General features: G+C 40.3%; 26 protein-coding genes and 1 pseudogene. 10 read left to right on the top strand and 17 right to left on the bottom strand.

Features of this window, described 5'->3' with window-relative positions:
- The first annotated feature begins 117 nt into the window (after positions 1-117).
- Positions 118-2,064: a bifunctional DNA primase/helicase gene (locus tag MCQ_RS02660; RefSeq protein WP_006923386.1), complete on the top strand. Its 1,947-nt coding sequence runs from the start codon at positions 118-120 to the stop codon at positions 2,062-2,064.
- Positions 2,065-2,297: 233 nt separating this feature from the next.
- On the opposite strand, the gene MCQ_RS02665 is transcribed toward MCQ_RS02660, so the two are convergent.
- Both MCQ_RS02665 and MCQ_RS09295 read right to left on the bottom strand, forming a co-directional pair.
- Complete coding sequence (locus MCQ_RS02665) at positions 2,298-2,612, bottom strand: hypothetical protein (protein ID WP_035007822.1); 315 nt, start codon at positions 2,610-2,612, stop codon at positions 2,298-2,300.
- Entirely contained in the window at positions 2,567-2,893 is a 327-nt protein-coding gene (locus MCQ_RS09295; RefSeq protein WP_199805780.1) for a hypothetical protein, read from the bottom strand. The genes MCQ_RS02665 and MCQ_RS09295 overlap by 46 nt, the downstream gene beginning before the upstream one ends.
- Positions 2,894-3,166: 273 nt before the next feature.
- Here MCQ_RS09295 and MCQ_RS02675 point away from each other — a divergent pair, with 273 nt between their 5' ends.
- Entirely contained in the window at positions 3,167-3,763 is a 597-nt protein-coding gene (locus tag MCQ_RS02675; RefSeq protein ID WP_006923389.1) for a hypothetical protein, read from the top strand.
- Between the two features lie 236 nt (positions 3,764-3,999).
- On the opposite strand, the gene MCQ_RS09180 is transcribed toward MCQ_RS02675, so the two are convergent.
- The gene (locus tag MCQ_RS09180; protein WP_159052267.1) at positions 4,000-4,137 is read right to left on the bottom strand and encodes a hypothetical protein; all 138 of its coding nucleotides are present in this window, start codon (positions 4,135-4,137) and stop codon (positions 4,000-4,002) included.
- 1,836 nt (positions 4,138-5,973) lie between these two features.
- Here MCQ_RS09180 and MCQ_RS02685 point away from each other — a divergent pair.
- Entirely contained in the window at positions 5,974-6,153 is a 180-nt protein-coding gene (locus tag MCQ_RS02685) for a hypothetical protein (RefSeq protein ID WP_006923390.1), read from the top strand.
- Positions 6,154-6,777: 624 nt separating this feature from the next.
- On the opposite strand, the gene MCQ_RS09545 is transcribed toward MCQ_RS02685, so the two are convergent.
- From MCQ_RS09545 to MCQ_RS09835, 9 genes are all read right to left on the bottom strand, one after another.
- A complete protein-coding gene (locus tag MCQ_RS09545) occupies positions 6,778-7,368 on the bottom strand; it encodes a DUF6990 domain-containing protein (protein ID WP_006923391.1) in 591 nt (196 codons plus the stop codon).
- Between the two features lie 50 nt (positions 7,369-7,418).
- Complete coding sequence (locus MCQ_RS09305; protein WP_006923392.1) at positions 7,419-7,640, bottom strand: hypothetical protein; 222 nt, start codon at positions 7,638-7,640, stop codon at positions 7,419-7,421.
- Entirely contained in the window at positions 7,604-7,759 is a 156-nt protein-coding gene (locus MCQ_RS09310; RefSeq protein WP_006923393.1) for a hypothetical protein, read from the bottom strand. The genes MCQ_RS09305 and MCQ_RS09310 overlap by 37 nt, the downstream gene beginning before the upstream one ends.
- 307 nt (positions 7,760-8,066) lie before the next feature.
- Positions 8,067-8,420, bottom strand: coding sequence for a hypothetical protein (locus MCQ_RS02695; RefSeq protein ID WP_245256376.1), 354 nt, complete (start codon positions 8,418-8,420; stop codon positions 8,067-8,069).
- A 1,160-nt stretch (positions 8,421-9,580) separates the two neighbouring features.
- The gene (locus MCQ_RS09315; RefSeq protein WP_199805781.1) at positions 9,581-9,940 is read right to left on the bottom strand and encodes a hypothetical protein; all 360 of its coding nucleotides are present in this window, start codon (positions 9,938-9,940) and stop codon (positions 9,581-9,583) included.
- An 887-nt stretch (positions 9,941-10,827) separates the two neighbouring features.
- Complete coding sequence (locus MCQ_RS02715; protein ID WP_006923403.1) at positions 10,828-11,196, bottom strand: hypothetical protein; 369 nt, start codon at positions 11,194-11,196, stop codon at positions 10,828-10,830.
- Positions 11,197-11,490: 294 nt separating this feature from the next.
- Entirely contained in the window at positions 11,491-11,658 is a 168-nt protein-coding gene (locus MCQ_RS09320) for a hypothetical protein (RefSeq protein ID WP_006923404.1), read from the bottom strand.
- Between the two features lie 21 nt (positions 11,659-11,679).
- Positions 11,680-12,129: a hypothetical protein gene (locus MCQ_RS02725; protein ID WP_006923405.1), complete on the bottom strand. Its 450-nt coding sequence runs from the start codon at positions 12,127-12,129 to the stop codon at positions 11,680-11,682.
- Between the two features lie 1,432 nt (positions 12,130-13,561).
- Complete coding sequence (locus MCQ_RS09835) at positions 13,562-13,762, bottom strand: hypothetical protein (RefSeq protein WP_159052268.1); 201 nt, start codon at positions 13,760-13,762, stop codon at positions 13,562-13,564.
- 1,298 nt (positions 13,763-15,060) lie between these two features.
- On the opposite strand from MCQ_RS09835, the gene MCQ_RS02740 reads away from it, so the two are divergent.
- The 5 genes and pseudogenes from MCQ_RS02740 (at position 15,061) to MCQ_RS02765 (ending at position 20,633) form a co-directional block, all read left to right on the top strand.
- Entirely contained in the window at positions 15,061-15,993 is a 933-nt protein-coding gene (locus MCQ_RS02740) for a YopJ/AvrA family T3SS effector serine/threonine acetyltransferase (RefSeq protein WP_006923406.1), read from the top strand.
- Positions 15,994-16,235: 242 nt separating this feature from the next.
- Positions 16,236-17,174: a YopJ/AvrA family T3SS effector serine/threonine acetyltransferase gene (locus MCQ_RS02745; RefSeq protein WP_006923407.1), complete on the top strand. Its 939-nt coding sequence runs from the start codon at positions 16,236-16,238 to the stop codon at positions 17,172-17,174.
- 511 nt (positions 17,175-17,685) lie between these two features.
- A complete protein-coding gene (locus tag MCQ_RS02750) occupies positions 17,686-18,630 on the top strand; it encodes a YopJ/AvrA family T3SS effector serine/threonine acetyltransferase (RefSeq protein WP_006923408.1) in 945 nt (314 codons plus the stop codon).
- A gap of 1,115 nt (positions 18,631-19,745) precedes the next feature.
- Positions 19,746-20,409 (top strand): annotated as a pseudogene (locus MCQ_RS02760) (lysozyme).
- Entirely contained in the window at positions 20,406-20,633 is a 228-nt protein-coding gene (locus MCQ_RS02765; protein WP_006923410.1) for a hypothetical protein, read from the top strand. The pseudogene MCQ_RS02760 and the gene MCQ_RS02765 overlap by 4 nt, the downstream one beginning before the upstream one ends.
- 845 nt (positions 20,634-21,478) lie before the next feature.
- Here MCQ_RS02765 and MCQ_RS02775 read toward each other — a convergent pair.
- Positions 21,479-21,727 carry a hypothetical protein gene (locus MCQ_RS02775; protein WP_146739235.1) on the bottom strand — a complete coding sequence of 83 codons (249 nt, stop codon included), beginning with the start codon at positions 21,725-21,727 and terminating at the stop codon, positions 21,479-21,481.
- Between the two features lie 529 nt (positions 21,728-22,256).
- Positions 22,257-22,457, bottom strand: a complete 201-nt coding sequence (locus tag MCQ_RS09190) for a hypothetical protein (protein ID WP_039951837.1) — start codon at positions 22,455-22,457, stop codon at positions 22,257-22,259.
- Between the two features lie 123 nt (positions 22,458-22,580).
- Here MCQ_RS09190 and MCQ_RS09195 point away from each other — a divergent pair, with 123 nt between their 5' ends.
- Both MCQ_RS09195 and MCQ_RS02785 read left to right on the top strand, forming a co-directional pair.
- Complete coding sequence (locus MCQ_RS09195; RefSeq protein ID WP_159052269.1) at positions 22,581-22,757, top strand: hypothetical protein; 177 nt, start codon at positions 22,581-22,583, stop codon at positions 22,755-22,757.
- A gap of 97 nt (positions 22,758-22,854) precedes the next feature.
- Complete coding sequence (locus MCQ_RS02785) at positions 22,855-23,082, top strand: hypothetical protein (RefSeq protein WP_035007836.1); 228 nt, start codon at positions 22,855-22,857, stop codon at positions 23,080-23,082.
- A gap of 453 nt (positions 23,083-23,535) precedes the next feature.
- Here MCQ_RS02785 and MCQ_RS02795 read toward each other — a convergent pair whose 3' ends face one another.
- The 3 genes from MCQ_RS02795 to MCQ_RS02805 form a co-directional block, all read right to left on the bottom strand.
- Positions 23,536-24,081, bottom strand: a complete 546-nt coding sequence (locus MCQ_RS02795; protein ID WP_006923412.1) for a hypothetical protein — start codon at positions 24,079-24,081, stop codon at positions 23,536-23,538.
- An 85-nt stretch (positions 24,082-24,166) separates the two neighbouring features.
- Positions 24,167-24,694, bottom strand: coding sequence for a hypothetical protein (locus MCQ_RS02800; RefSeq protein WP_006923413.1), 528 nt, complete (start codon positions 24,692-24,694; stop codon positions 24,167-24,169).
- Complete coding sequence (locus MCQ_RS02805; RefSeq protein WP_006923414.1) at positions 24,691-25,248, bottom strand: hypothetical protein; 558 nt, start codon at positions 25,246-25,248, stop codon at positions 24,691-24,693. The genes MCQ_RS02800 and MCQ_RS02805 overlap by 4 nt, the downstream gene beginning before the upstream one ends.
- Between the last annotated feature and the right edge of the window lie 1,413 nt (positions 25,249-26,661).

A 26,661-nucleotide genomic window follows, 5' to 3' on the forward strand; every position in this document is an offset into this window, starting at 1 on the left:
GGATAAAGAACATCAAGAGACTGCGCACTTTTTCCGCAAAACCCCACCCTTGCACCCCATTGCAACAACGATGATGCCCTTTATCGAACACGCATCAACCACAACCACACAGTGAACATGAACACAATTTTTACGATCAAACAGAAGCTTATCTCTCAAGCAAGCACAATAGCAGAAATGCTTTTGCCAAAAGGACAAAAACGTGGCAATAATTGGATTGTAGGCAACACACGCGGTGAGCCTGGTCAAAGCTTATCGGTGTGTTTGAGCGGTGATAAAGCCGGGCTTTGGTATGATTTTGCTGAAGGCAGCGGCGGAGACCTTTTAGATCTTTGGTGTGCAGTCAAAGGGATAAGCCTCTCTCAAGCCTTAGAGGAAGCGCGTGCCTTCTTCAATCTTACACGTCCTAAACCCTTTATGGCGCCGCATCGTTCTTACCGGCGTCCCCCAGCTCCAAAAGGGAAAACACCGCAGGATTTGGTAAAAACTTATCTCAACAAAGAACGCTGTATTCCTCTTGAGATTTTAAAGCGTTACCAGATAAGGGAAGAGGGAAATAAGATTATTTTTCCCTTTTATAAGCCAGATGGCACCCTTGCGTTAGTAAAAGAACGGCTGGCACAAGCAGGCGCAAAAGCAAAACCGACAGCAGCACAGTGTGAACCGATTTTATTTGGCTGGCAAGCTCTTTATCCCGCAGACCACACCCACGCACCCGCAGACCACACCCGCGCACCCGCAGACCATGCCCCCGCCCTTGCCCTTATAAAACAGGATTTTTGCTCGAAAAATCGTACCCTTGTCATCACTGAAGGAGAAATTGATGCGCTTTCGTTAGCTGCCTATGGATATCCGGCAGTTTCGGTACCCTTTGGAGGAGGTGTAGGAGGAAAACACAATTGGATTGAAAATGAATTTGATCATTTAGAACCTTTTGAGACCATTTTTTTAGCCACCGATATGGACAACCCGGGGGAAGAAGCGGCACATGAAATTGCTAGCAGGCTTGGTCGCCATCGCTGTTACCGTGTCCGCTTGCCACGTAAGGATGCCAATGATTGTTTAACCGCTGGTGTTGATACCGCCACCATAAAAGCAGCCTTTTCATCAGCAAAAAGCTTTGCCCCTAAAGGGTTACGGCGCGCATCAGACTATAAAGATCAAGTGATAGGACTGTTTTGGCCAGCCCCTGAACAACATCTTGGTTACACGGTTCCCTATCCTAAACTCAACGGGAAACTTATTTTTCGTCCAGCGGAATTAACACTGTGGAGCGGCGCCAGTGGCGCCGGAAAGAGCCAACTCTTATCAGACTGTATTCCCCATTGGATTTCGCAAAAGAGCCGTCTTTGCTTGGCCTCGCTAGAAATGAAAGGAGAACAATCGCTACGCCGTTTAACAAAACAAACAGGAGGCGTAGAGCAACCAACAAGAGAAATGATTGAACGGATTCTGCATTTTTTAGACGAAGGGCTGCTTCTTTATGAGCATGTTGGCAAATCGAGCGTCGACACATTGCTTGATGTCTTTGACTATTGCCGCGCGCGCTATGGCTGTGATCAATTTATCATCGACAGTCTGATGCGGCTTGGCATCACCTCAGATGACTATGCAGGGCAAGAACAAGCGGTTTACAAAATGGTTGACTGGGCTGTTTTAAACGCGGTGCATATTCACCTTGTTGCCCATGCCCGCAAAGGCGGTTTAGATAAAGATATCCCTGGTACGGAAGATATTAAAGGCGCCTCAGAAATTGGTGCCAATGCCTTTAACATTATTACCATTTGGCGCAATCGACCGTTAGAAGATAAAATCTTTGCCGCATCACAGCGGGAAGAAAAAGCAGAATTAGCCAAACGCCCCGGCGTGATTATGAACATCGCAAAACAACGTTCCGGAGATTTTGAAGGCAAAATTGGTCTTTGGTTTGACCCAAAAACCTACCGCTATCGCTGTTCCTGTGAACCCCCTCTCACTCCACGGCGTTATCTTGAACGCCCAACTACCCCTACCGTCTTCAAGAACCAACCGCACACAACACCAACACACCTCATACCCTCCTGAACAAAAACAGAGGTGAAGCCCAAAAATGGAAGCAAACACCCAATCGTTTTCGATCAAAAACCAGCACCCCCCCCCCATATGCCTCGCCCCGTTATGCCCCCCCGTTATGCGCAAAACCAGTGACAGCTCCAACACTGCAGAAAAACACCCCAGCCTTCAAAAACACACCCCGCGCAATCTCCATACGCCGCACTTTTTTATGCAAAAAAATTAAAAACACCACCCACAATGCATCAAAACACTACGTGCTTCAAAAACCAATCCCATAGAATACGAACACACCGCACTCCCTCATAAATAAAAGGAAAGGTAAATCCAAAAATAAAGTAAAACACCCTCTCTTTTGAGAGCCAAAGCCAACCAAACCCATATGCTCTGCTCCCACACGCGTACAAAGAAGGAACACTCCAGCACTGCCGCCAAACACCAGCCCCTTCAACAACCACAAACAACGTAACATCACCCCATCCTGCCGCACCCTCATCAGTAAAATCAAAGACCACTACAGCAATGCAAAAAACGCCACGTGCTTCAAAAACCAATCCCATAGAATACGAACACACCGCACTCCCTCATAAATAAAAGGAAAGGTAAATCCAAAAATAAAGTAAAACACCCTCTCTTTTGAGAGCCAAAGCCAACCAAACCCATATGCTCTGCTCCCACACGCGTACAAAGAAGGAACACTCCAGCACTGCCGCCAAACACCAGCCCCTTCAACAACCACAAACAACGTAACATCACCCCATCCTGCCGCACCCTCATCAGTAAAATCAAAGACCACTACAGCAATGCAAAAAACGCCACCCCCATCAAAAACAATCCCCACGCAACACCCATATGCTCTGCTCCCACAAGAGCAAAAAAAACGACCACTGCAGCAACGCAGAAAAACACCCCAGCCTTCAAAAACACCACCCACAATGCATCAAAACACTACGTGCTTCAAAAACCAATCCCATAGAACACTAAGGCCTTATTCGCACGCCTCCACCCAAGAAAACACGAGGCAAGACTTTCTCACTCAAACGTCTAGACCAACTTACATCTGATTTTTTTGAACATCTGACCAAACAACAATTTTTTAAGAAGAGGAGAGAACATGAAACATCAAGAAACAAAAAAAAACCAAGAGGAACAACAAAACAAGACCCCAGCTTTTGCCTCCCCCCATCATGGTGAAGAAAAACCGCATATTGGCCATTTGAAAACGCAAGAAGTACGTATTGAGATAAACAATCCTTATTTTCAGCCAACCCACCCAGAAAGTCCGAGCAACCCGCGCACCATCAAAGCCATTGCCAATGCACGGGGGCGTCCTATTGCACTTTTATACGCCAAAGGGCATATCAGCAAAGCACAATATAGAGCAGCAGAACGTTTTTATGCTTACTGGCGCCAAAGCCAAGCTGACCTGCACATGAGCCCTGATTACACGCGTCAAAAGATTGAGTGTAGCCAGAGTTATATCCCCCCCGTTGAACGTCAAATAGAAGCAGCTAATCATCTACAAAAGGTCAAAGTTCTGCTTGGTGTTCTTGGTTATAGACTTGTAGAACAGGTTGTTGGTTACGATCAAGCAATCAAAGACTTAAACCCCTCAAAACGCAAACAAAACTCATTGGCGGATCATTTACGAGATTGCTTAGAACTGCTTGCCTCTCATTGGGGATATGCAAACCGTAAACACTCTGAATGATTCTATATCTCTCCCCCGCACCTTCCCCCTACACCTCTCCAGCCTTCTTACCCGCCTTTTCACCCATACCATGCATCTAACTTGTAACCAAAAATACCCATTCAGGAACGCCCTAAACTTACCTTCACAGACTACCACCTGATTAAGCATCGCCCCATCAGTGATTTCTCACGAAACTTTACATTCTTTTAGTGCACTTTTTTAGTGCACTTTTTGCTGTGCTCTCTCCACCACCCTCACCAGTATCCAAGGAAAGCTATCCCCCTCACCCATGAAGCCTCTTGCACCAGCACCCCACCACCAGAAACAACAATACCAAAACGCCCCCCTTCTCCAGTCCCTCCTCTAAGCGCTTTTCCAAACCACAACACCACGCACCTTTTCACCACTACTCTTCACGCACCTTTAAAGTACCCTCTCACTGGCATCTTTAAAAGACCCGCATAATGCACAATCCTTTTATTCCCCCTTCTTACAGTTTTACGTTTTATCGTTTTTACGATTACACAGAAAAAAGAAGGAAGATTTCTGATAAAACCATATCAGGACATTCTGGAACAACACTTTAGTAAATGTGCCACACATAAAAACCCGCTCCAACCATCCACCCCACTCCCCCAACACATTCTCCATCCTCCTCACGCATCCAAGCACAGATACCCACCGCACCCATGAAGCCACTTCACGAACAACGCACCACCAAAAACAACAACACCAAAACGCCCCCACCTCATAGACTAGCGACTACCAGCAACCACCTCACAAAAGCCATCCCCTTCTCCAGCCCCTCCTCTAAGCGCTCTTCTAACCCACCCACCACCAAAAACAAGAACACGACAACGGACCGCCTTGACCGAATACCGTTCGCCTCTTCAACACACTCAAAGACATCTAGCTTCATTGAAGAGCTGTCACTGTTAAAAACATTCGTAAATTTCTTTCAGACCTTTATCCACTGTCCTTTATTTTTCAGGTCTTCTTCATCGAGTCTGCCAACGTTACTCTCACCATTTTTCAATGCATAAGCAAATTTGCAAATTTATTCCTCTCATCAAAATTCCGCTTTGAAAAATGACAAACGCATTTCTCCTAAGGAGAGCATACGGCTCCCATAATACTCTAAATGCTGTTAATATAATACGATTTGAATAAAACGAGACATATTTAAAAAAAATAATGCTCAAATAAATTGCGAACAAAATAAACAATTATTAACTTATTTCTTCCACCCCATACTGTTTTATTGTTTTTAGCTTCTGCAACGCAAATATCTAAGGGGGATACATTTTTAAACATTGTTAAAACCAAATAAAAACAAGAAATGATCAAGTAGCATCATGTAAACTCCCCCAATAGCTGTAGATTTTTCATTTCTTTTGACTGCTATACGGGCTTGCTATCCTCACTCTAAAGTCATCTCAAATATTGGGCATTTTAAATATTAAGCGTCTCAAATATTGAGGATGTAAGAAAACGCGCAAAGTGTAAAAGGCCAAAGTATAAAACTGTAAAAGAAAAGACAGAAGGATCGTGCGTGAAGCGCGTCTTTTAAAGAGACAATGAGAGGCGTTAAAGATGTGATTTAGCGGAAGCGTTAAAGATGTGCAAGAGAAGAGGCCAAAAAGCAGATGCAAAAGCCAAACAGTAGGAAAAACAGAAAGCATAAGCTTCCCTGACACACGCAACTGTTCATAGACAATTTCCCGCATCTCCTATGCGATGTCCCCCAACAGACAAAGCTAGCTTGCACAGGGTGAAACCAAACCCCATACGAGATTCATCGCCCCCCACGGAATAATATTGAATCTACACGAAATCCCCCCTCTCTCCCACAGGATGTACTCAAACGCGAAAAAATAGACGCAACGCGTGGTAAACCCTTTAGCTCTTATACTCCCCCTTTACTGCGGCACAAAAAAGAGGTGCTGGCGCACTCTTTTTTCAATCCATTTTGTATGTTTCCTTATTTTGCATAATGATCTGCATGAATCCTTCAAATTTCACTTCACACATCTATAACATTGCATTTTAAAGAAAAAATTTAGGCAAAAAAGGATTAATTTTTAGGCAAAAAAGGATTAATTTAGGCATTTTATAGATAAAATTTATTCTTTTTCATGACTGTTGCATTTTTACTATAGTAATTCAAAATGAATTTATATATGATACGTTTTGATATTTATTTATTTTAATAAATAAAGGAGGGAAAATTGAAAATCAGATATTTTTTTATAGTTGGTGCTATCACCAGTGGTTTAGCTGTAGCAATTTCAGCATCTGATCATATAGTAAATCAACAAAAAGAAAATGTTTTTTCTCATTATACTTTTCACGAAACATATTCAAACCCTCTTGAAACAACAAGTGAGACATTGGATACATCAAATTAAACTATTAAATTATAATAAAGATACCGCACTATAGGAAATAATACATGATTTATACAAACAATGACTAAATCTATTGTATGCAATAGCTGAATTTATTTGCGCTCTATTATAATTTTACATAAAAGCGCTTTTCACAGTTCACAACAATAGTGCTTAAAGAACACAGCAAGGAGGGGTCCTTAACGCGTTGTGAGGGGAGTTCACTGGAGGGGAGGTACCTAGCGCGCATTGTGAAAAAAATTCACAAAGGGGAGGAGGTACCTCACGCGTTATGGAATAAAATATTGAAAATGTCCTTCTCTTGAATAGGGATTTTGTTTTACTTCACTCTTCTTTTTGTAAAAGATGATATTTTTTTGAATTTCATTCTATATTTGGTTTTTACTTCATGATCACATTTTTTTTAAGAATGAAGCAACAACTTTCTCCTCAAAGACTGAATAACAGGGATTTTGACATCGAGACCTCTTCCCACCATTTTATTCAAGTTACTTTGAGCCTCCTCTCTTTTAAAGCATTTTTGTTATTTTGTATTTTCTTTTCATTTTTTTAAAAGTCTTTTAACTGTTCTTCATCAAGAATAAAGAGCTCGCTTTGTTTTCCTCGAAAATGGGATTATTTCAACTAATCAATGCTTACATCCATAACTTTTAATTTCCCATCCTGGATATAAACAATATCGGGACAGTGCTTCCTCCCTCCGGCTTTAAACATGACTTCTTCATCACACACAATGCATCCTTGTTCCCTTAATTTCTGTTTTTTCCATTCAACTGCTTCCCTATGATAAGCTCTTTTTTTATGACACAAGTTAGGATCTCTGACTCTAAAATCGCGATAATTATCAACTTTTATGGACAATTTCTCTGCAGCCCGTTCAAGCACAGCGTCACTGAGTTGCTCTGTTTTAGCCACCTCTTCTGCTATCAACAAAGCACGTTCAAGATGAAACTCTCCAAGAGTTACAGTTTCGGTACTTGCCTCAACACCTAGATGATTACCTTCTGCAAAGCATTTTTGATAAGAGCGTAAAGTCTCCACATCGCCAAGCAAAGCAAGAGCTGCAAGATGCAGTAGAACATAAGGTGCCCTATTGGTTTCATGTGTCGACCAAACTACAGTATCCTTTTCCCAAGGTGGAGTGCTATATTGGGAGCGCAACATTTCCTGAAAACGAGAATCTTCCATTGTCCATTCTAAAGTTTCATCAAGCACCTTGCTTTAAACGATCCTTGGTAACTCTTTCCTCAAAAATTTGCAGTCCCCTAGGCATAAAACTCAAATGTACTACTTACTGGCAAAATTTGAGAATTATCAGGACTAATAGCCTGGCAAGCAGCGGCAAAAATACCGGTCATAATTAAAAGTCCGTGATCAAATTGCGAAAAATCTTCGATTATTTCATCATTATAGAGAAATTGCACTTCACGATCCGCTAAGAAGAGGGTAGCTAAAGATCCCCTTGCCCCTTGATTTCCACCGACCACCGACCCCAAGAGCTCTTTAAAAGCGCGGTTGCGCTTCCCATAGTCAAAACTTCGCTATCATCATAAACGTCATAGCCTTCTTCTCGCTCTTCTTTCCCTCCTGTTTTCGCTATACGCACCTTCTTAATCCCGATAATATTTTTATCATTGTCTCTTCACCCTCTCATTACTGCGCAAGCACTCTGTCGCGCTCTTTTCTTACGCGTTTCAATTCTCGTTTCACTTTATGATACACCCTCGCACGTTTGAAAACAGAGGAATACAGTGCTAAAATAAACAGCATGATAAAAGTAGAAAATACCACCATAATCAAACTAAACAAAACGATGAGCACTCAAAAAACCACTCATTTCCCCTCAGATCTCCTTGTTCAAAGTAAAAAGGATGAAGAATAGCACACTTAATTTCTCCCCCTCATGCCTAAACTTAACTCTCTAGAGATTGATCGCCCTCTAGACCTCTCTTTTGGAGACGCATCGCTTTATCTCGCTGCCAAGTTGTTTTTTCCAATTGCTGAAGGTTTTTTTTCAACAGATACCCCAACGAAATGCGCAGCAACAACATCACCGGTATCAAGAGAAACAGCACCCCCGATAGCATTTCCAGCACAAATACGAGAACAGCCATAACGCTAGCCTCCGCTTCTGTCAGCTTCCACTCTGCTAAGATCGGTATCAAAACAGAACCTCTTAAAACCGCAAAGATAACAGAAATGCAGAATATTCTTTTATAATCTCTTGTTGAAAGAAACGTTTGTTCGAATGAAAGAACAGGTTTCACTTTATCAAATATTGCCTTTTTCCCTCTCATCGATTTTTAAACGCTGTATCGTTTTCTTTTAACGCGCTTTTCAGTTTTTTTTCTTAAACGGCAATACATCCTCACCTGCTTAAAGACACCATAATAAAGTTGCAAAATAATCATGGGAATAAAAGCAAACCCAATTGTTACCAACACAAGCACGAGAAAAAATATTGCGACAAGAGTATCGTAGATTTTTCCCCTCTCGCCCTTTTTATACCGATCCTTTTGCTGACAGGTTGTTTTACCTCGTTGCTGATTTATTTCTTTCAATTTCTGGGTATTTTTTTCCAAAAAACACCATAATATGATGCAGAGTATCACCATAACGGGGATAAAGATAAGAGCACACCCTGCAATAACTGCCCAAAGCTTGGAGAGAAAAAAGAAGAGTATCCTGCACCCCTATCGATTCCGCCTGCGCCCCTGTCGATCCCAATTGTGCCAAGATTGGCATAAACAGGATCTTTCCGCACATCTCAAGGATGAGAGAGAGAAAACAAAGGAAACATACTCTCGTGCAGAAAAAAGCTCTTGTTCGAAAAGAGAACGCAATTTGTGATAAAATGCTCAATTTTTCCACTTCATTGTTTTTCCCCTTTTTTCATGCCAGCGCATTTCTCTTCTCATGCACGCTTCTTTTAAAAACGACTAAAAGTGCAATAGATGCTTCAAGCGCAACATCTGCGCTTTTCTTGGCTTTTCTTGGCTACCAAAACCACCTTGTTGTACACTCTTACAGGGTACGAAAGCGCAACACTGCCTCTTTTAAGAAAACATCAAGAACCAATCCCCAACAAAAAAGCTTTCCCTTTTGCATCAAAAGATCTCTTGCCCCTCTTTATCCTTCTCTTTCCCTCTCTCTCTTCTCCCCTCTCTTTCCCCATGACACATCCAAGCACTACGCACTCTTTTTCAGCGCTTTTGATAATTTTCTCATCACCTGTAATCCCCATACAAACGCTTGAGAAAAGAGTAATACGAGCACAACAACCGCTTCTTTAAGAAAACATCAAGAAACACCCCGCCCAAAAAAAGGAAGAGGAACCTATATGTCACCCTATATCCCATCATCATCGTATTTGGCACTTTGTTCTCCCTCACAGTCTATTTATGGACGCCTTGATGTTGTTGGTGGGTTAATTCTTCCAACTGCTGGATCTTTTTTTCAATTGAGAAGTTAAGAATGCACGAAGCATCAAAATAACAGGAATCGTTATCACAACCCATGCCGCTATAAAGACCAGCAGAAATAAGAGAAAGGTAAACTCTTCAAGTCTTTCTTTATTGACGCTTTTTAGGCTGTGGCCCATCTCTTGCACAAAATTTCTATAAACAGACATTTTGAAAGCGATAATGATAAGTGAGAGAGAGAAAAAGTATGATGGCAGAATCTTTCCATGAAAAAGCCAACCATTTTTTGCATAAGAAGGAGCTGCCTCTCGTGTTGAGGGCAAAAATCTTATTCTTATTTTCTTTTTCATTGTTTTCAAGATCACAAAGGCGCTGCAGATGGTTTTTCATCAAGCATTTTTGTTCTTTCACTCTATAATAAAGCCTCAAACGTTTAAGAAAAAAGTCATAAGGCGCCATGATTATCGTCGTGCCTAAAATGCCCAAGAACCCGATACAGAAAAACATCAATAAAATGATCGGAACAAGAAGAATAATCGCTCCTGGGCCCATGGCATTTACCCCCTATCTGCTTTATTCTACGGCTCTTTTTTTTCTCGCAATTTCTGAATCGTTTTTTTCAATTTCCAATCCCGAATATTGTGGAGTCCCCAAAGGATAGGAAGAGGAATGAAAATACATCCCCAGATCAAAACCGGAAGAAGAAAGAGAAGATGAGCAACACCATCCCATCTCGCCCAATGCAACATTTGTGTGAAAGACTTTGCGCAAGCAGGAGCCTCTAAAGCAATCCAGATGAAAAAAATGCAAAATATTCTTTTATAATTTTTCAATAAAAACACCATTGACTTTTTGAATAAGAAGAAACACCAGGCTAAACTAAGTGCTGAATTTTTCCCCTTTATTTTCTCCTCACTTTTATCCATATTTTTCTTAGAATTTTTCAACTGTTCTTGATCAAGAGAACGGATCGCTTTATTTTGCTCAATATTTTCGCAGCCTCGGTTTGAATTTTTATAGCGATAGTTTCATTTCCCATCCCCACTGGAGACACCATCAAAACACGAAGTTCTTCCTTGATTCTTGCCCCATTTTTCCTTCAATTTGCCTCTTGCTTTACCGCCTCAAATACAACCATCTTCCCCTTCTTCATCATTGTTTTCCTCATTACAGCATTTTCACTAGGCAGCATTTCACTGCTAAGCTTTATTTCTGTTTGCACAATTGCAACACTCTTACTCTGAAATATTCATCACTTTCCAAACATTGTATTGCATTTTTTCATCACGCGTTTCATTCCCTTAAGTTCCTTTGCCCGATAATGTCCTCTGCCATACGAATTGCGTCTAACCTCCCATTTTGAATGCCTGATAGAAGAGTTGTAAAGAGCAACATTTGCCCCCTCGACTAAAGAGCTAAAGAGCATGGATAAAATGCAAATAACAAAAAGCCACAAACAGCTATTGTGCCCAAACAACCATTGTGCCAAACGCAAAGAGCGCATCTTAGCGCCCTCAAGGAAAAGGAATAAACAAAACGACTCCTTTTCCCCTTCTCTTACATCCGGCAATGTAATCAGTTTATCTTGCTGTTGCGCTTTTTTTTTCAGTTGCTGAATCATTTTTTCAGCTTACTCGTCACGATAATGTGCAATACCCAAATGAAGGGTAAGAACAAAAGAACGCACAGCAAACCCCATGCGAGTGGCAGGAATATCCTAAAGGAAAAGATGCCCTCCCCCCAATTTTTTTGGTATACAGCGCACACGGTGGTGAGAGAAATGACCAAAACTGTAAAGAAAGAGAATATTTTTTTATAATCTTGCCAAGAAAGAGAGAGCTGTTTTTTATCAAAGACTTTATCAAAGACTGAATTTTTCCCCTTCATTTTTTTCACTTCTTTCATGCCTTCTCAATCACTGTCCTGTTGTCCAATGACTGTTTTTCAGTTCCTTATCCAGAGTAAGGTACAATCTCACACGTTTGATAAAAAGGTAATAAATCCCAACCAGCAAAACACCATTTAAAAGAGCAAGTATGACGATTCCTAGAAAAGCTAAGAACCCCAAAAATAATGTAAACATCGTTATTTTCCCCTATAGCATTTATACAGTAGCTGGTTTTTTGTGCTGTTGAGATGATTTTTCCATTTTCCCCATCATTGTTTTCAATTTACGATCCAATATTAAATGGAGCACCAAAACCACAGGTAAGAAAATGACAAAAAGTGCCCATAATACAACCGGAAGGCTGAAGAGAAAGGAAAAAAAGCCACTTCTAAAAAGACTGCCTAGCCCTCTGAAAAACTGGAAAAGAAATATGAATACAGCCATTGATTGAAAAGCTACAAAAATCAACATTACGATAGAAATAGAGACTATTATGATGTCATCTTTTTTTGAAAGAAACATCGCATTTTTGAACGAGCGAAGTTTAGATTCTTTGTCAACGATTGAATCTGTGAGAAGAGACGCATAAGCACGCTCCTGAAAAGATTGTGCCTGAGAAGACTGTACTTGAGAAGACTGTTTTGATTGTTGGTTGTCTATTGCCATACTGGCATTCCCCCGCTCGATAAATGTTTAAAGCACTGCCCATCAATGCTCAGCATAAAGCTGTCTTACTGATTTACTGATTTTCCCCCGATATTGCATCAACATGTCTAAGAGAAAGCATACACACCTATGTAAAACTGCGCGTTGATCTCCAAATCAAAGATATCACCAAAACACCAGACAGGCTTTTCATGACCTTGATTTTTCAAACCCCGTACCTACACTACACGTGTAGGCAATGTGATAGCTTTAGGTATTAAAGATGGGTGTAACAGCCTTAATAAAAACTTTCAATCCCCCTCTTTAAAAAACTGTGAATATTCAAAATATCTATTAAAGTATTGCATCTTTTAAACATGTCTCAACACGCATTTATAAACGAACATGAGCGCATCAGAAAAAACAGCGCTTTTCAAGATGTGTTCGTCATTGAGTCATCATCATTAACATCCCATAACTTTATAACAACATCCTGATGGCGTTAAACCCTCAACACAAGAAAAGATTGACATGTTAGAAGAAAGCAATCCCAAAAATCCTCCCTGCTCTCATTGATCTTCTCTTACTGAAAGAAAAAACCATCAAATTTTTTATCGAACAGCAAAGAGTAAGACGAAAAGTCTCTTCACTCTCCTTTATAAAGGAGGCCTAAAAAGAAAAACAGATGCTAAAAGAAAAAGATGCAAACAGATCATTTTGTCATCCATATGCATTCTCATAGCATTATCAATATTGATTGGAAATATATAAGCTATAAATATATAAGCTATATTGTGCTTTATAGCGAGGAAGTAAAGTTTGTTTTTGCCCCACTCTTCTGTTCAAGAAAAGATAAAACTTCTTCGAAAAAGGATATTAAGACAGACTAAACAATACAAAAACATCCTGAACTAAAGTGACACCCATCAGATATGTTGGTTCTGTTCCTCACTGTAAAACCGCAAGAGCAAAACAATAGCTTGTGGAGTAGAGTATAAAGGCTTGTGCAAAACTTTTTCTCACAGCAAGACAAATGAAACATGCTATCAGACAGCAGAATAACATTCCCTGTATCAGAAAATGGCATAACCTTGTTATGGGAGTTTTTGATTCATATCGGGTTGAGATTGCTCTTAAAGAGCAAAATCCCCCTGCAAAGATTTCAATAGAAGGCAAACAATACGCTGTAAATAACAAGGTAAAAAGGGTTGTGAACAATTTACAACAGAGAATTTTGCCACAATTTCAATTTGCGACAATTGCAGAGAGCATTGTTTTTTCGAGAGGGAAAAACACTTTTAACCAGTTGTTTTTCATCAACCTCACCCATTATGCGTCTCTCTAATAAGACCATAACTTCAGGATTTTCTCACCACACTGTAGCTCTTAAAAAGGAAGTGCCTTTTTAACTAAAACGGTAGTCTCATGAAAATACGTAAAAACGCAGTAGACCTCAAATAACAGGAAAACCAAGCGAACAAAATGGTCCTCTCTCACGAATGAAAAGACCACGCACACCTCCTCCACAATCCACCATTGCAATGCGTGCAAACACTTTGGTCTGACCGTATGCAAACACATTAGTTTGACCGTAGAAGAATCTCAAAATCGGCTTTCTCATTCCTATATCGAGCGCCTTTGTTTGCTTGAACATAAACAGCATGCATCAGAAATCAAGAGAGAGAGAGCAATAGGATACAACCAAACAGGTTTTACAAATCAGAAACGACTCTTTGTGTTGCTAAGGCTTGCTGAGTGCCCCCTCCTGATGATTTTACCCAGCTCTCAAATGAAAAGGCACACAAACTATGGATTCAAAAAGCAATCGATTACTATGAGGACATGAAAAAAAAATTCAAGAAGTACAAAATCTGCATCATCAGCATAACTTTCATGCGGCATGACAATATCTTTTTGTAAAAGATCAATCGCTCCGCTATTTTTTCAGTTCGTTGTGTTTTATTCTTAATCCGTTTCATAAACATTTTGACGATTCAGCAAAGAATTGGCATGCAATCACACCGCGTAATAACATAATAATATGTAAATATTTTCCCATTATGCATCTCTATCTCAGGTGCGTTTTAAGATTTTGTTGTGGTATGGCAATTTAAGAATTTATTGTAAAATTACACTGTGATGGCTTGAAGCATCATAGAAAATCCAACCCCTCAGCGCGACCACCAACTTTCTACCAAGCCCGCTCTCTATCGCCCTCCACAGGCATCTATCACACCAACAACACCCCTTACCAAAAATCACCCCACGAAGGACCGCCTCACCCCAAACCCAGCCACATTCTCTCCACCTTGTTTTCCAACCCACTCTCCTCCCCCTCCATCAGCACTCAACACCACCAACCACTATAACTCCTTACCACAAATTACCCCAACTAAGAGCCCGCCTCACCTAACAACCAACAAGGAAACCCCTCGAAACAACAAAACCTCTCTAGTCACCACCCCTACCACCCCAAACCATTCATCGGAAACCACCTCACCGCTACCTAACCTTGAATTTTTCCCTCTGCAAAACTCCATGCCCCTTTTATTCTTGAAAAAGCGAGAAGCCTCCAGTTTCAGAAAATATCACTTCTCACCTGTGCAGAGCTTTTTTTCCCAACCAAACAACCACTATGTCAGAAACCCAACCACCGCCCTCAGCAAAACCAACTCACCAAGTCCCCCACACACCCACAACTTTCAACGCACCCTTCACCCCATTCCCCCCTTCTCCCCATCCAATAAAAAGCCGAGAGTTCTGGTTTGCCCCCTTATACAAAAGCTATTTAGATTTGAAATATGCCAGCATCTCTTTGCCTTTCAGGATGGAAAAAGTGAATGCAGACACTATTTAGTCATAATAAGACATTGTTTTTCTAAAATAAAACATCCTTTAGACAGACTAAGAAAGTAACATATCACGCAAATTATCAACACGGAGATTCATATTATGAAACCGCAAGATTCAAAAAGCAGTGGCCAGATTTCCTCACAAACGCAAGAAATTGAGAATACAAATGAATCATTAGAAAATCTTCCTGCATCTTTAGAACAACTCAACATTACAAAAGAAAAAAATATCCCATTCAGTCATGAAGAATTAAAAAGTATAATTACACGCTTAGAGAAAGATATTGCTGATGGAAGTTGGATTACAAATGATTATGCAAATACAGATTTTAAACTGATGCCTGCTCTCGTAGAACAAGCAAACGCTAAATATCCAGAATTATGTCTTAAATTTGCCATAAACTCTCAAGACCTTTGCCTTTCAATAAAAGAAGCAATTGAGAATGGGGTCCAGTCTTCCAGATATATAGTGAACATGAAGGAGAAGGGAACCCATTTTGCGGTGATTGATCATCAAGCCATTGAAAATAAAGTGTCTTTGATATTTTTTGAACCAGCAACATTCAATAGTATGAATCCAGCGATGTTGGCATTAAGAACGCAAATGGCCATTCAATCTCAATTACCTAATTGTTATTTTTCCATGGTAGAAATGGATATTCAACGAAGCTCTTCTGAATGTGGAATGTTTAGTTTGGCTCTTGCCAAAAAGTTTCATCTCGAAGCTGATAAATTGCAAAAAATTCACAAGGACAATATTAACGGTGTGTTATGTAAACCAGATACACCTTTACCTTCTCATAAGCTGGATCAGTATCTTCCACCTAGCTTTTACAAACACACGCAAGGCAAAAGACGTCTCGAAGAATATATAAAATCAAATCCGGTGGCTGAAAATGAAAAAGTCAACAAAAAAGATGAAACGCTTCGTGAGAGGTTTGAGAAAAACTTAGTGACAACACAAGAAGAAAAAACAGTCTCTGTTTCGACACACAGGAAAAGGGTCAGGGAATATAAGTCTCTGATGATGTAATTTTTAATGTCTTTGCCAACATGGGGAGGAAAGTTAAACACTGCATTCCCATTTAGAGGGAGTGACAAATTGATTCATGTTGGCAAATTCATTTACTTTCTCAATTTGTAAAACTTAAAACAAGATAAGCAGCTTCGTGTATTAAGCTAAAATTAACAGGAAAAAAATGAATACCACAACATTATTCAGTCAGAATATAAACATAGCATTGCATGTGGATTGTCAACATAGAGATTTATATTATGAAACCGCAAAATTCAAAAAACAGCACCCAAATTTCCTCACAGACGCAAGAAAGTGAGGATGCAGATGAATCATTAGAAAATCTTCCTGCATCTTTGGAACAACTCAACATCACAAAAGAAAAAAATATCCCATTCAGTCATGAACAATTACAAGATATTATTGCAGAACTGGAGCGGGATATTGTTGGTGGGCACTGGCTCAAAGGCACTTACCATTATGCAAATACAGATCTTAAAATGATGCCAGCCCTGATAGAGCAAGCAAATCATAAATATCAAGGATTAAATCTTAAACTTGTGACGACATCTCACGACCTTTGCCTTTCAATAAAAGAAGCAATTGAGAATGGGATTCCATCTTCCAGACTTATAGTGAACACGACAGATAGAGGAGTCCACTCTGTGGTACTCGATCATAGAACCATTGAGGGGAAAACATCCTTGATCGTTTTTGAACCTGCAACACTCGAGAGTGAGGCAGCACTCTTGCTCGCAGTGAGACTACAACTAACCATTCAACGTGAATTGCCTGAATGTTATTTTTCCAAGGTGGAAATGGACATTCAACGCAGTGCCTCTGAATGTTCGATAATAAGTTTAGCTCTTGCTAAGAAGCTTCATACCGAAGCTGATAAATTGACAAGAATGCACAAAGATAACATAAGCGGCGTATTATGCCAACAAAATACAACTCTCCCTCATGATAAGGTAGATCCGTATCTTCCACCTAGCTTTTACAAACATACGCAAGGCACAAGACGTCTGAAGGAATATATAAAATCAAATCCGGCAGCTGAAAATGAAAAAGTCAACAAAAAAGGTGAAACGCTTCGTGAGAGGTTTGAGAAAAACTTAGTTGAATCAGAGGGAAAAGCTGTCTCCGTTTCATTACACAGGAAAAGAGTCACTGAATATAAATCTATCCTTAAGTTATGATATAACTTTTAACGTTTTTGGTCACTATGTGTGCAGAGTTAGGTTTGTGCATTTGGATTTACTGCTATTAGCAGATTAATGGGTTTGGCAAATTTATTATTGTTGACGACTTTTCTGCTTTTTCAATTTGTAAGACTTAAACATAATATAAGCAGTATATCTTAAAATAAGGAAGCACCCCTTAAAACCGTATATGAAGTTCTAGAGCAATTTCAGCGACAAGAAGTCAATGGGCAAAAATGTGAAAGATTCAATGTTTTTGCTAAAATACAAGTGTAAAAGGTATTTTAAAAACACACTCTAAGAGAGTTGTTCTAGGAGATTTTTCATCTCAAACACCTACGCATTGATGATAATGGGCAATTTGAATCGCATAAGAGCCACGACAATGGTCATTTAAAACAAAGCATAAAACGGATAAAGCAACACTGAAACTGGTCATGAATTAAGACATCTTTTAGTCAGAATAAGAAAATATATTTTACTCCCTATAAACAAGGAGGATTAATTTATGAAACCGCAAGATTCAAAAAATACAGCCAGTCATTCATCAAGACTGAAAGAAGAAGATATCGCAAATGAATCATTAGAAAGCCTTCTTGCACGTTTAGAGGCAAGCGCCATTGAAACAAAAGAAGCAGAGAATGTTGCATATAATTCTGAAGAATTAAAAAGTATTATTAAAGACTTAGAAAAAGACATCGTCAATGGACAATGGCTCAAAACCTATTATGCAGATATAGATCTTAGAATGATGCCTGCTCTCGTAGAACAAGCAAATGCTAAATATCCAGAGTTGAATCTTCAACTTGCTATGACACCTGAAAAGCTTGCCTTGTCGATAAAAGAAACGGTTAATGAGGGAGTGCAATCTTCCAGATTTATAGTGAACATAGGGGGAAGCAAAATTCATTTTGCAGTCATTGATCATAAAACCATCGAAGATGATACATCCCTCGTATTGATTGAGCCAACCTCATTCAATAATGCAAGCGCGGCGACAATGGGGTTAAGGACAAAACAAGCCCTCCAGGAGTTGAATTTGCCTCGCTGTTATTTTTCCATGGCAGAAATGGATATTCAACGAAGCTCTTCTGAATGTGGAATATTTAGTCTGATGCTTGCCAAAAAACTTTATCTTGCATCTAGTAACTTAGAAAGAATGCATAAGGATAATATTAAGGGTGCTTTCTGCAAACCAGAGAATCCTTATTTATCTGCTGATCAGTTAGATACATATCTTCCAGTCAGCTGTTACAAACACACGCAAAGTACAAAACGTCTCAGGGACTATGTAAGAGAAAATCCAAGCTCTGAACATAAAAGCGTTAACAAAAAAGGCGAAACTCTGTTTGAGAGGTTTGATAAGAACGCGGTGGCAATGGAGGAAAAAGTTGTCTCTCTTTCTATACACAGGAAAAGAGTCACTGAATATAAATCTGTCCTTAAGTTATGATGTTATTTTTTAATGTTTTTGGCCATGATGCATGCGAAGTTAGGCTTTTGCATTGGAGTGTGTTGCTATTTGCTATTGGCGACTCCTCTGCTTTTCTCTTTTGTAATTTTACGCTTTATCGTTTTTACGATAACACAGAAAAAAGGAGGCGCGTTTCAAATTAAAAACCACTTTAAAAAATATGCCTAATATTGCAACGATGCATGATATTTGCGTGAGAGTGGAACAAATGAAAATCTGCTCCCCTTACCCATTCTCCTCTTCAACCTAACTTCTCCCCTCCCATCGGTATCCAACGACCACCGCCCTTCTAGCAAACATCCTCACAAGCAACCAACCAACAGCCCTCAGAAAAACCAGCCCACCAAAACCCCCACAACACACAACTTTCAACGCACTCTTTACGCACGCACCAACACACCCTTTAATATCGCCTTTATAAGCACAGTTACTTAACTTAATGCGCAATCCCTCTGTTTTCCTCTTTTGTAAGTTTACGCTTTATCGTTTTTACGATGACATAGAAAAAAGAAGCACGTTTCAATAAAAAACCACGTTAAAAAATAGGCATAATATTGCAACTATGCATGATATTTAAGTGAAAATGGAACAGATGAAAATTGCTCCCCTTACCCATTCTCCTCTCCAACTCATTCTCCACTCCCATCGGTATCCAACACCAACCACCACCCCACTAGCAACAAAATTCACCGACAATCAATCCCACTCTCCACCTTATTCTCCAGCCCCCTCTCTATCCGCCCTCCACGGGCATCTATCGCACCACTAACCATCACCCCTCACCAGAAATCACCTCAACGAAGAGCCGCCTCACCTCCTCCCCCCCCAAAAAAAACAGCCATACTCTTCCACCTTGTTCTCTAACCTAACTCTCCCACCCCTCCATCAGTGCCCAACCACCAACAACCTCCGCCCTTCTGGCAACCCACCCCCTACCACCAAAAACCATTCATCGGAAATCACCACACCGGCACCACCCTCGAAGTTTTCCCTCTGCAAAGCTCCATGCCACTTTGTTCCTAAAAAAAACCGAGAAACCTCCAGTTTCAGAAAATATCGCTTCTAACGTGTGCAGAGCTTTTTTATGGAAAAACATATCATCAGAAGAGTCAGAAGAGCTTGTGTGCATTAAACAACGGGAAAGCTTGCACTTGAATGTCTCTAAAGATGCCATCGGTGTGTAAAAAATGCATTATGGACAGAGAAAGTTCTGTTTGAAAAACCTTCTATTCACCAAGGCACGAAAGTCAGTAAAAAGCAAACAGAAGAACTTCTTGAGCAAGACCTGCAACAATTTGAAAATGCTCTTGCACAAGCAGATCAAATTTCTTTGTACCCTTGGCAGTTTGCAGCGTTGCTATCCTTTTGTTATAATAAAGAAAGAGAGGCCTTTCGCAACTCTACATCATTAAAAAGCTGAATAAAGGCAATTATGAAGCACTCCTAGCTGAATTGCAGAAATGGACCAAAGCGGGCGGAAAACATCTTCAAGATCTTGTCAGGAGGCGTGCTGCAAAAGCAAGCGTATGGGCGAAGAAGTCCTCTGTTTCTTTCAACTCTAAAGCCGTGGCAACAAAAGGGCCAACCGGATTTTTCAAAGCAGAAGCTCTAGCACAAATTATAGAGTTCTTTTCTGGACTTAGAGATTTGTTGGCAACCAATAGTTCACTCCAATGGACATCAGCCGCCATTATGGTTTTAGCCGCATGTGCAAGAATTGTCTTTATCACTCAATGGTTTCAGGAACAGCGCTTATGATTTTGTCGATTAAAAAAAATCTCATGATGATCGGTATGGCTTTAGCCGCGTTTTTTATGATTTTAGCAAGAGCTTTTACTCTTGGAAAAAAAGTTGAACAACAAAAGCAAACAGAAAAAGCTCTACAGTCAGCAACAACACGACTTGAGGTGGAAAATGAAATTAACAAAAAAAGTGATGCTGATGTGCGTGCTGAGCTCTCTGAGTGGGTGCGTGACAAATGAGCATTCTTCCTGTGTTGGTTGGTTACCAATTTATTTAAGCCAACAAGATCTGAACACCATCAGTCCGCATTTAGCAAGAGAGATCTTAAAACATAACAAGCAAGGTGAACGCCTCTGTAGGTGGAAACATGGCTAGAAAAAACGGAACTGAGATAAGCAGAAAAGAAATGCTGCAAGCAATAATTCATTGTCTCCCAAAACGTTGTCTCCCAAAGCGTGAAAGCAATGTTTCGCTTTAAAGAAACACCTCTCAATCCCTCCAAACACATTTCGCAACAACGCTCGTGAATTGTACAACGGGAAAGCCATTGAGCACCACCCTCTTTACACTGTGCAAGCTGGCGGCACCATCATATTCTTTGCCATCTTCCCCAATGTTGCAACAGCTTTTGCATTGCAACGGTTCATAAGAAGCATTTTTACTTCTTTCTTAAACTGTCTCTTCCCAACACACCAATCCCAGGTGCAAAGGGGGTGTTTTGATTGATTCAACAGACACAGATTTGAAATAAGAAAATCTTACGATATTATAATCTTGCATTCAACAGACAAAAAAATGAATAATCATTGTAAATCAATGTCTTGTTTCTTTATAAGAGTGATAACATTCTTTATCTTTTTGCTGATCCTTAATTTTGTACATCTCATGGCCATGAAAGACAATATCTCTGCACATTTGAAGCAGTGCTTGTCAAAGAAGCACATAAAAAAGTGTAATCGCTTTGTGTTAAAACAGAAAGCAAAAAATCCTTTTTAAGAAGATCAGCACTATTATGCTTTTGCTTATCTCTTCTACCTGCACCATTGCTGTGTCAGGCTGTTTCCGCACTTTTGCAGTGACCTCTTCACCTTAGCAAAACAATCATGCAACATTTGATATGACGCACACTTGCGCAAAGAAGAACAAAGCAGCAAAATGGGCATTGATAAGAAAAACACCCACGCTCACCCTGCGCAAAAAAAGAAAAATGAATATTACAATGACCCCAAGCAAGAGCCCCTCGACACAATAAAATCTCTCTAACAACCGCCGTCCTGCTGGCAACCACCCCCACCAGTAAAACCAGCCCCTCAGCAGCCACGCTCACAACCATCCAACAGCCCCCCAGAAAGCAGCCCCCAAAAACCACCCCACCATTTTTCTCCACCCCTCAAGGTTTAATCTCTACAAAGCCCCACTACCACTCTCCATACCCCTTTTATTCCTAAAAAACCGCGAAACCTCCAGTTTCAGAAAATATCACGCAGCTCTTAAAAGCGGCCAGAATTGTGCGCAGAGCTTTTTTTTACAAACCAAACCAATCATCCTTCTAGCACCCCCCTCACAACCATCCAACCACCGCCCCCTTAGCAAAACCAGCTCACCAAAATCAAAACCAACCTTATAACTTTCAACGCACCCTTCGCCCCCTTTACGCACGTGCCAGCACACCCTTTCATATCGCCTTTATCAGGATACTTATTACCTTCATGCGCAATCCCTGTGCTTTTCTTTTTTATAATTTTACGCTTTATCGTTTTTACGATGACACAGAAAAAATGAAATACGTTTGTAATAAAAAACCACCTCACCCCAAAAGTGACAGCTCCTCTTTTTTATCGCGTTTTGTAACGCATTGCCCCCTATTGCCTACCAACATTACCCCTATTGCCAACATTGCCTGCGCACATTGATCGTCCTATCTTTGCTCGGCCATTGCTTCTTTCAAGCCAAGCATTGAATATTTTTGCAACGGCTTTTGTAGTTTGACAGTAGGTTTGTACTAAATTGGAAGAAGTGGGATTAGGAAGTAATTTGTTGTTTTTGTTGGTAATTTTTACCATTAAATGCGCGTTTTGTCACAATAGATTTTGACACCTAAAATTGCCAAAAAGAGTGAAAATCAGAGAAAAGTGCGATGCAATGGTAAAAATGAGAGGAGGCTTTGAAAGGTCTTTGAAAATGCTTTGAAAATTTTTAAAAAGTCGGTGAAAGCGCAGAAAACCGCCTTTGAAGACCCTTTGAAAAAAATGAAACAAAAAGTGAAACCAACTTTAAAATCAGTCAAACATGACATCATGTGTGAAGGGGACGGAAAATCAAAGGGTAAAGTTTCCCTTTTGATCGGTGATGATACGCAGTGAGAGTAATTGGTAAAGTTTACCCTTTTGCTAAACATGTGGCAGATCGTATTGATTTGTCTCAAGATGTTGTAAAACATCTCAACTGTATTGCTCGACATTGAAAACCAAAATTGCGGACGGTTTTGCGTGGAACAACATTGGCAGAGAATCAAACACAATTGTTGAAGCTGGCGAACGATGGAGACGGTTGCACAACGGCGGGTGTGGCAGGTACTTTGCAAAACAGGTTGAGGGGAATTTACGGCAGGCTGTTGATCTAGTCAATGGTATTAAGACAGCTCTCATCACTATGAAGCAGAATGCAAAAAGGGAATGCTCAGAATAAAAAAAACCACACCACCCCAATATAAACAGCTGAAAAATTATAAGAAAAGCTATGCTTCTGGCATTTTCTCGAGAAACTTAAGAAAAAGAAAATGGAACAAAGGCACAATGACAGAAAAAACGAAGCATATTCTTTTATCCTTCTCACGCTATTTTAAAAATTATGCTTCTAATGCACAAAGAGAAGGAGAAAAGCACGAAGCAAACGGATAAGAGAGCAAATTTGATTGCTCTCCTAAGCACGCAATTCTGCGCTTTCTCTTGCTATTTTTTCTTTAATGACGGTTCAAGCACTGCGTTGCGCTCTTTCAGCACCCTTTTCAATTCCCGTTTTGCTCTACAATACAAGCGTGCACGCTTGAAGAAAAAGTAATAAAGCAGCAAAATCGGCGTAAGAATTAAAATGCTACAAATCATCGAAGAGAGGGCACGCAGAGCAATTAATGTTATCAAACTACTGGTCATTTTTCCCCCCTGAGGTGTTTTGTAGACTGACCGCTTCATCCTGTTTTGCAATTGCTTCTTCCAATTGCTGAATAGTTTTTTTCAATTTACCAGTTATTATTATGACAAGCCCCCAAATCAGTGGCGTGGATATAACAGCTCCCCAAATTATGCAAATAAACATCATGATAAAGCTAGTCATATCACTGTTCCACTCCAATTGGACCGCCGTAGAGATTGCAGCCTGAAAAAGCACAAAGGCAACAGTGATAAAAAATATCACCTTATATTCTTTAGGCCAAAGAATCATCGATTTTTTGAAACAAAGAAGACGCCTTCTTGTCTCAAGCACTGCATTGTGCCCTTTTATCTCTCTCTCATCACGGCTTAATTGCTGCGCCACACGCTCTTGCAATTCCTCCGCCACGCGGAAAGACAACCGCACACGCTTGATAAAAAAATAAGGAAGCCCAAAGACGATCATAACAGCTAAAAAAGCGATTATGCTGAATCCTAACACATCTAAAAATGCTAAAGAGAGTATAAAAAATTTCACCTTTTTCCCCTATTGTCATGCTCAGAACAACAGTTTTCATATCCTGATCGGTTTTTGCGTATCCTGATAGGTTTTTGGTTGTCGCTTAGTTGCCTTCCAGTTTCTGAATCATTGTTTTCAATCTATAATTGAGCAGAGTGTAGCATAGCAAAATAAGAGGCAAGAAAAGAGCAATACATGCCCAGACCACAAACGACAGTAAATAAAGAGAGAATAAGAGAGGATGATCCACCTCCGCACCACGCACCAACGATGGAACCACAGACATTCCACAGACATTTCCAACAATGCTTAAAACAAAAATGGGGAGAGAGATCCTGAATATTCTTTTATAATCTTTCTTTGAAAGAGCGAGAGAGTGTTTAAACGAAAAGGCATTTATTCCTGTGTCAAGCGTTAAACTCTGCCCCTTCAGCTCCCTCTCTTGATGGCCCAATTGCTGCTTAGCGCTCTTTTTCAGCTTTCTATCCATGCGAAACAACACTGCCGTACGCTTTATAAAAGAGTAATAAATTGCAGCAACTGCCATAATGGTACAAAAACAAACCATAATAAAGGTGAGAAACATAACCACCATAGTCAATACTGCGACTAATGTTGTCAAAATATTCATTTTCCCTCTCTTCTTACATTGTGCGGAGTGCTCGATTTATCGTGCTGTGCAGGGAATTTTTCCAACTGCTGAATCATTTCATTTAATTCACGATTCAGTATCCTGTGGAGGATAAAAATGAGAGGAAAGAGGAAAATAAAATATCCAATGATCGTATTCGGAAGGAAGAATAAAAAGGCTAAAACGCCATTCCACCCAGCGGCACGCCACAATGCTTCGATGTCTGCTGCTTGAATCTGAACCTGTTGCAAAGACAGCGTTTTAAAAAATTCCAAGAATGATCCTGGAAGCTGTCTTTGAGCCATTTCTTTCATCTGTTCGGAAGATATGACATGAAACCATTGCAAAGGATCCATATAAGACACAGCAGTGAAAACCACCAACGCTATAACAGAGATGCAAAATATTTTTATATAATCTCTCAGCGAAAGATTCATTGCTTCTTTGAATGAAAGAATTTGAGAGTCTGTATCAAACGCTGCATGTGAGACACAAACTGTATCCCCTTGCACTGAAGCAGATCCGCGCTGTGGTTGTAATTTGTCTGTTGTCATACGGACATTTCCCCCCCGTTTTTCAATATGTTAGAGCTCTACCCAGTCTTACAGCCCTGCCTTTTTTACAGCCCTGCCCACCAGTAAAACACCTATGCCAAAGCACCCCCCCCACATGAACCTATCGATAAGCTATAAAACAAACAGCAGAACGAAAACAACCCCGCAGCTTTACGCACCTTTGATGATCCAATACCCAGGCCCCACACGCAAGAGTATTTGAGAGCTTTGAGGATTAGCATAAGCCACAACAACATTCATTTTGCTCTCTGTGAATTTACGAGATCACTCAAAAGTTTTTGGGAAGACATTCATGGTCACATATAAATAAAAAAGATGGCACATAAACAGTCTGTTCTTGCAAGAAGAAAAATTTATGAAACACAAGAGAATTAAAATCAGAAGCCAGCAACACTTTTAAACAGAAAACTCTCTGCTTATCACGAGAGTTTACAAACAAGCCTTTTGCTCTGTTTAGCTTTGAATGATTGGCATTTTACGAAAACTTTGTAGCGTTTTTTCTAACAGAACCTAGGTTTTGCGCACGCCATTCTCTTAGCTACAAGAGCATGAAAGCCAAGATCCGCAATTCCAAAAAGAAGCAGCATGTTACTCCAATCGCCAAAAGAGACATCTGAAGGAATTGATTTATCGAAAAACTCTTAGAGAAGGTAGCGCTCTTTATAAAAATATAAAAATGTTCTTCCTTGTTCTGCACTGTTTTTTCCTTTGAGCAGGAGAAAAAAGAACAATGATACAATTTTGCTCCCTCACCGCTTTTCTTCATACATCTGAAACACAACCTTGAGCAGAATAGCTTTTTGCATTTTCATTCCTCTCAATAAGCTAAAGGGCTTGAACCTATCACTCCAGTTCTCCACCAATAAGAAGAAAACCTAAAGATCACCCCCAAAGCATCCATCTCGCTTCTCACCCCCCCCCTCCAAACACCACCACTATTACACTTACCGATACTACGGGGGGCTGTTGCCACAAAGACAAGAACAAGAAAGACACAAGACACACAGATAATCCCCCCTTACTCACTGCGGCATGCTCCTTCGTAATAAATCTTAACTTGCTTCTCATGAGCTCTTCCCTCTCATAGCACCCCCATCGATAGCCTACAGCACACTCTATAAGCTTAAGCACAACGAGAGCCCAAACAAAGCAAACAGCGCTCCTCACTAACTTCCCACACATCGCCCTTAACAAACGCTCTCAACCCCCATCGGTAGGCCCCTCCCTCTCACACCGCCGCCTCTGAGCACCACCCATCGCACTTAATCAATATTACGAGCTCTTGCCACAAAGACAGGGATGAACGGATGAACGGATGAACGGATGAACGGATGAACGGATGAACGGATGAACGGATGAACGGATGAACGGATGAACGGATGAACGGATGAA

The sequence above is a fragment of the Candidatus Bartonella washoeensis Sb944nv genome, from assembly GCF_000278135.1.
GTDB lineage: Bacteria > Pseudomonadota > Alphaproteobacteria > Rhizobiales > Rhizobiaceae > Bartonella > Bartonella washoeensis.

Excerpts from the sequence above, each read along its gene's own strand:
- MCQ_RS02660 (WP_006923386.1), top strand. The coding sequence starts at position 118 with ATGAACACAATTTTTACGATCAAACAGAAGCTTATCTCTCAAGCAAGC.
- MCQ_RS02665 (WP_035007822.1), bottom strand. The coding sequence starts at position 2,612 with ATGGGATTGGTTTTTGAAGCACGTGGCGTTTTTTGCATTGCTGTAGTG.
- MCQ_RS02675 (WP_006923389.1), top strand. The coding sequence starts at position 3,167 with ATGAAACATCAAGAAACAAAAAAAAACCAAGAGGAACAACAAAACAAG.
- MCQ_RS02715 (WP_006923403.1), bottom strand. The coding sequence starts at position 11,196 with ATGATTCAGCAACTGAAAAAAAAAGCGCAACAGCAAGATAAACTGATT.
- MCQ_RS09320 (WP_006923404.1), bottom strand. The coding sequence starts at position 11,658 with ATGTTTACATTATTTTTGGGGTTCTTAGCTTTTCTAGGAATCGTCATA.
- MCQ_RS02725 (WP_006923405.1), bottom strand. The coding sequence starts at position 12,129 with ATGGCAATAGACAACCAACAATCAAAACAGTCTTCTCAAGTACAGTCT.
- MCQ_RS09835 (WP_159052268.1), bottom strand. The coding sequence starts at position 13,762 with ATGTTCAAGCAAACAAAGGCGCTCGATATAGGAATGAGAAAGCCGATT.
- MCQ_RS02740 (WP_006923406.1), top strand. The coding sequence starts at position 15,061 with ATGAAACCGCAAGATTCAAAAAGCAGTGGCCAGATTTCCTCACAAACG.
- MCQ_RS02745 (WP_006923407.1), top strand. The coding sequence starts at position 16,236 with ATGAAACCGCAAAATTCAAAAAACAGCACCCAAATTTCCTCACAGACG.
- MCQ_RS02750 (WP_006923408.1), top strand. The coding sequence starts at position 17,686 with ATGAAACCGCAAGATTCAAAAAATACAGCCAGTCATTCATCAAGACTG.
- MCQ_RS02765 (WP_006923410.1), top strand. The coding sequence starts at position 20,406 with ATGATTTTGTCGATTAAAAAAAATCTCATGATGATCGGTATGGCTTTA.
- MCQ_RS02775 (WP_146739235.1), bottom strand. The coding sequence starts at position 21,727 with ATGGTTGTGAGCGTGGCTGCTGAGGGGCTGGTTTTACTGGTGGGGGTG.
- MCQ_RS09190 (WP_039951837.1), bottom strand. The coding sequence starts at position 22,457 with ATGGTAAAAATTACCAACAAAAACAACAAATTACTTCCTAATCCCACT.
- MCQ_RS02800 (WP_006923413.1), bottom strand. The coding sequence starts at position 24,694 with ATGAATATTTTGACAACATTAGTCGCAGTATTGACTATGGTGGTTATG.
- MCQ_RS02805 (WP_006923414.1), bottom strand. The coding sequence starts at position 25,248 with ATGACAACAGACAAATTACAACCACAGCGCGGATCTGCTTCAGTGCAA.